The organism is SAR202 cluster bacterium (assembly GCA_009392515.1).
GTDB lineage: Bacteria > Chloroflexota > Dehalococcoidia > Lucifugimonadales > UBA6952 > UBA6952.
In genome coordinates, this window is record VFGE01000006.1 from 1 (window position 1) to 5,064 (window position 5,064).

Genomic DNA, 5,064 nt, shown 5'->3' on the forward strand with positions numbered 1-5,064 from the left:
CTGGAATTTTATAACCTAATAAAGATTCTATTTTTAGTAATAATTTTTTATCCTGGGGGAGAAGAAAGGTTATAGCCTCTCCTCTATTTTCTGCTCTTCCAGTTCTGCCTATTCTATGAATATAGTCATCAGTAGTACTTGGCATATCAAAATTTATCACATGTGATACTTCAGAAATATCTATTCCACGAGATGCCATATCGGTTGCAACTAAGATATCATATTTACCTTTTTTAAACCCATTAATAGATTGTTGGCGACGATTTTGTGACATATTTCCTTGTAAAAGAGTGGCATTCAATTTGGCTGCTTCCAAATCATTCCATAATCTTTTTGCTCTATGTTTAGTTCGTGTAAATACGATTACTTTACCCGTAGCAGTAATTTTGAAAAATTCTAATAATAAGTTTGTCTTTAATGAAACTGATTTTATTGGATAAAGATAATGTGCAACTGTTTTTGCAGGCTCTATTTTCCCAATTTGAACTGTATGAGGATTATGTAAAATATCCTCCGTTAATTGTTTTATTTCATCAGGCATAGTTGCTGCAAAAAATAAAATTTGAATGTCTTTGGATAAGTACCTCATTATTCGTCGAACGTCAGGTAAAAACCCCATATCACACATTGTATCAGCTTCATCCAAAACTAATATTTCAACTTTAGACAAATTTATAATTCCATCTCCAATGAGATCTAATAAACGACCGGGGCATGCTATTATGATCTCCACTCCTTTTTTTAAATTCTTTACTTGTCCATATTTACTGACTCCACCATAAATAGATAAGCTCTGAATTGGCATATGTTTCGCCAAACTAATCGCTGATTGATGTATTTGTTCAGCGAGTTCACGAGTCGGAGCAATAACAAGTGCTCGTACTTTCCTTAATGATCCTTTTGAAAGTTTTTCAAGAATAGGAAGCATAAAAGATGCTGTTTTTCCAGTTCCAGTTTGAGCTAAACCTAGGACGTCCTTGCCTTGTAAAGCAATAGGAATTGCTTTTTCTTGAATTGGGGTAGGATTAACATATCCCATATCATTAATGGCTGAAAGAAGTTTTTTATTTAGAGTGAATTGGGAAAATTTCATTAATAACTAACTAGTTGCTGGATTAATACTAATCCGTTGAACAGCTGTTCCTTTTATTGGAAAATGTAAAAATGCTGCTAGTAGTCCTAAAACGACACAAGCTATCCACATAACGTCATAGGATTGATATTGATCAAACATTCTTCCTCCCAACCAAGAACCTAAAGCAGACCCTAAATTATGTGAAAACAAAGTTATCCCAAATAGCATAGAAGTAAATGATGGGCCAAAAATATCTGAAATAACACCACTGGTTAATGGTACAGTAGATAGCCATAAAAGACCTAAAATTCCTGCAAATACCATAACAGTAAATTCATTTTTAGGCATAAAAATGAAAATTAAAAAGATCAATGATCTAAATGTATAAATACTAACTAATAGGTTTTTCTTTGACATCCGATCACCTAAATAACCATACATAGTAGTGCCAAAAACGTTGAAAAGGCCAAGTAATCCCAAAGACCATCCAGCAATAGATCCTAAACCCTGATCTTGTAAATATGCAGGAAAATGAGAGCCGATGAATGTTACGTGAAAACCACATACAAAAAATCCAAGGGTCAACAAGTTAAAGTTTTTGTTCTTAATAGCTTCTTTGAATGCTTCAGAGACAGTTTGTTTAACATTATTTGAGTCTGACTGTGCGTCCTTTGAAAAACTTATGAGATAAGAAAAAATTATAAGAAGGGAACTGAAGAACATTAATACATAAACAGCTGTCAACCAACCTGCATTTTGAATTATTCCACTCATTAATGGAGTTATAAGAAATTGCCCTAGGCCTCCTGAAGCCATAACCATTCCTACAAAAAGAGATCTATTTTGAGGGCTAACTGACCTCCCCACAGCTGCCATAGCAATACCAATAAATCCTGCCGCAGCAAATCCACCAAGCAATAAAGATCCTATTAGATCAAATGAATTGGAAACATTTGATAACCAATATTGACTGATAATTTGGAGAATGACACCTAGAAAAATTGACTTTCCTGGGCCATATTTATCAGCAAGTGCACCAAATAAGGGAGCCCCTAACCCAGTAAATAGAACATTGAGAGATATCCCTATGCTGTAAATTTCTCGACCGACATTCAAATGATCTGTTAAAGGAATAAGGAAAAGGCCCCAACTATTATGCATACCTCGACTTATGAGAATTAAGCCTGCTGATCCAATAAGAACTATAGGCATAATATAACTGATACTTCGTACATTTGAACTCAATTTTGACTCCTAGATAAAACAATAGAATAAGAAATTCTCGATTTCTATGGTAGGTATAAATGTCATAAACACAAACGTCGCAGCAAGTAATAAAAGAGCCGTACTCCTAAGAATCCAGATAAAACCATATGAATATGAAGAAGAAGTATTTCCAACGAATTTTAAGGAAGAATAAAGCATAACTTCACTAAGTATCCATACTGAAATAAATGCCATTAATACGTTTGTTACAATCATGTATGCATTATAGAACAAAGCGAAATAATATCAATAAACAACCGTATATTGTAGTATATAAACAACATATCTATTGTTTTGTTGACATAATGTAGATTATATACTACAATAATTTATGTTATTACAAATTAAATAATACTACCCCGGAGGGAGAAAATGACAGCAAATAATTTGAGTGCATGGATTGATATGGCTGAAGGATTATACGATTTTTTAAACCGAAGAAAAACAACTATTAATTACAAATTTACTGATATGACAGTACTAGTACCTCAATCTACAGGCGCTAATCCCGAAAAAGCTGAATGGAACATTTCAGGAACTATTAGTGTAAGTACACAAGAAAACGCACAGGAATAAACAGAGATTATGAATTTCAAACTTGATTTAGCTGGACAACTAACAATAGAAAACGATACTCCTTTTGCTAATCTAGAATTCAAAGGAAATGAAATTAATATTCAAATTAAAGAAAACAGTCTCACATTACCGCCATTAGGCGGACTGCGAAATCTAAGAAAATTATTCATAGAATTTTCTGAATGGGTGTTTGAACTTGGATTAACCCTAAAAGTTCACATAAAAGAAAATTTAGTAATAGTTATCGGAGAAAAAGCAAAACCTAGAAAAATAGTCTCTTTTATCTCTGGAAAACATGTTGAGGTTAAAGACACTAAAGCCGTTATAAATTTAGTAAGAGGACTCTAATACTATTAGTTGAAAATCCAGTGATAAACAAAAGCCAGCTGACATAATTATTGTGGCTGGCTTTTATATTTGATTATATCAAAATATAGCTATTGGATTTACTGGAGAGCCGGTACCTCCATTTACAATTAAAGGGGCGATAACTAATAAAAATTCATAACGATTGTACTTACGACACATATTAGATAATTCTTCAAAGTTAGCATTGTCCAACAAAGGAAGCCCCATGTAGGGTATTACCACTTCATGAATAGGTATTCTTGCAGAATAATCATATGCCATAGCCCCAGATTCTTGGAGATCCCAACCTAGTATTGCAGCACTAGTGTCATACAAATATTCGATAATCGAAGGAGCGTTCCCAGGAGTATTTGGTGGAAAAGAAAATTCAAAATCAGGATTTGATTTCCAAAACACATCAGCTCCTGAACGTATTAAAACTGCATCTCCTGTTTTCGGAATTATCCCAACTAAATTTGCCCAGTCTTCAAGCTCCCATCCTTCAACCGGACGATCAAGAGCAACATAATCCTCATTTCGCAATTGAGGTATATCGTACAAAACACCTCTGGTTACAATCCCGTTTTTCCAATTATCAACAGAATTTGTAAGTGCACCTACATCAGTAACGAGTGATGGGTCTCGATCATTATACAATCTACCGCCCTCATCAACACTATTAGTAAATATGTGACATAAAGCGTCTATATGGGTATTAACAAATCCATGATAAGAAACACCCACATAATCACCAGAACTTAATGGACCTACTGTCATAATATGATCAGCAGGCCTAGGATTTCTTTTTGAATCCGAAATCACTTTTGGAGTAGCTATTGGATTAGAACACGAAACAGTCTGTCCTTCTTTTACTAAGGAATTAGCATGCCTAATACCTTCTTTGTTAATATGGTTCAGAGTGCCTAACTGATCTTCTTTACCCCATCTATTCCAATTATTATATTTAATTTTGTAATTAATATATTCTTCAATTGTGGTTGGCTGACGATCTCTTAATCCCATTTCACATACTCCTTCTTATGATTTAATAGTATATTAATAAAAAAAATGCCTAGATTCGACATTTTTTCTGATTATTGGTATAATGAGGAACGATGTAACCTCTGAATACTGTTATTAAACAACCTGTATTCTTTGCAACCTGTATGAACATCTAGAGGTCTCTTTTCAAATCTTTATTACCTTGCCTAATAAACTAACCTTGGAAGGACTATATCATGTTAACTCATTCAGAATTGGTGTTAGAAAAAAACCACCCAGCAGCATTGCGGTTTGTTCACGAAGATCCAGTTAGGCCTGAGCTTGATGCAAATTATAGAACTTCTAATGGCAGAGAAGTATTTTCTTTACAGATCTCAGAAGATCCCAGCATCCATTCTTCTATGGGTGATCACGGCCTATATTATGGCGAAAACAATCAATACAAACCTGGCGCAATAATATGTGTTGCATACACTACCGAGATTCCAAAATCTCTTGACGATATAGAAAAATATTCTTGTTCTCCACACCAAATTAATTGTATTGCAGTATTTTATACTGTGTGGAGTTACCAAAGAGGTGCAGGAAGAAAAATTGTTTTTGCTGCTGCAGAAAATATAAAACATGAATATCCAAATGTAGAACGATTTATCACCCTATCTCCTAAAACCGAAATAGCACGTACTTTCCATCTAGGGAATAATGCAATTTTACTATCAGAAAACTTAGAATCCGATAATTTCGAATACCCACTCCATAATTGATAGAATCGCATTATATTGCCTCTTTTTTGTGTA

At 33.9% G+C, this 5,064-nt stretch carries 6 protein-coding genes; 3 read left to right on the forward strand and 3 right to left on the reverse strand.

Annotated elements, in window-relative coordinates; genetic code table 11:
- Together FI695_00105 and FI695_00110 are read right to left on the reverse strand one after the other, a co-directional pair.
- On the reverse strand, positions 1 to 1,093 hold a 1,093-nt coding region (locus tag FI695_00105), incomplete at its 3' end, for a DEAD/DEAH box helicase (GenBank protein ID MQG50365.1).
- A 6-nt stretch (positions 1,094 to 1,099) separates the two neighbouring features.
- Entirely contained in the window at positions 1,100 to 2,320 is a 1,221-nt protein-coding gene (locus tag FI695_00110; protein ID MQG50366.1) for an MFS transporter, read from the reverse strand.
- Between the two features lie 393 nt (positions 2,321 to 2,713).
- Here FI695_00110 and FI695_00115 point away from each other — a divergent pair, with 393 nt between their 5' ends.
- Together FI695_00115 and FI695_00120 are read left to right on the forward strand one after the other, a co-directional pair.
- On the forward strand, positions 2,714 to 2,917 hold the full coding sequence (locus FI695_00115) for a hypothetical protein (GenBank protein MQG50367.1): 204 nt from the start codon (positions 2,714 to 2,716) through the stop codon (positions 2,915 to 2,917).
- A gap of 9 nt (positions 2,918 to 2,926) precedes the next feature.
- A complete protein-coding gene (locus FI695_00120) occupies positions 2,927 to 3,265 on the forward strand; it encodes a hypothetical protein (GenBank protein MQG50368.1) in 339 nt (112 codons plus the stop codon).
- Between the two features lie 78 nt (positions 3,266 to 3,343).
- On the opposite strand, the gene FI695_00125 is transcribed toward FI695_00120, so the two are convergent.
- Positions 3,344 to 4,288, reverse strand: coding sequence for a cyclase family protein (locus FI695_00125; GenBank protein MQG50369.1), 945 nt, complete (start codon positions 4,286 to 4,288; stop codon positions 3,344 to 3,346).
- A 215-nt stretch (positions 4,289 to 4,503) separates the two neighbouring features.
- Here FI695_00125 and FI695_00130 point away from each other — a divergent pair, with 215 nt between their 5' ends.
- Positions 4,504 to 5,031 (forward strand): hypothetical protein, encoded by a 528-nt coding sequence (locus FI695_00130; GenBank protein ID MQG50370.1) that lies wholly within the window; start codon positions 4,504 to 4,506, stop codon positions 5,029 to 5,031.
- The last annotated feature ends 33 nt before the right edge of the window (positions 5,032 to 5,064 follow it).

Excerpts from the sequence above, each read along its gene's own strand:
- FI695_00115 (MQG50367.1), top strand. The coding sequence starts at position 2,714 with ATGACAGCAAATAATTTGAGTGCATGGATTGATATGGCTGAAGGATTA.
- FI695_00120 (MQG50368.1), top strand. The coding sequence starts at position 2,927 with ATGAATTTCAAACTTGATTTAGCTGGACAACTAACAATAGAAAACGAT.
- FI695_00125 (MQG50369.1), bottom strand. The coding sequence starts at position 4,288 with ATGGGATTAAGAGATCGTCAGCCAACCACAATTGAAGAATATATTAAT.
- FI695_00130 (MQG50370.1), top strand. The coding sequence starts at position 4,504 with ATGTTAACTCATTCAGAATTGGTGTTAGAAAAAAACCACCCAGCAGCA.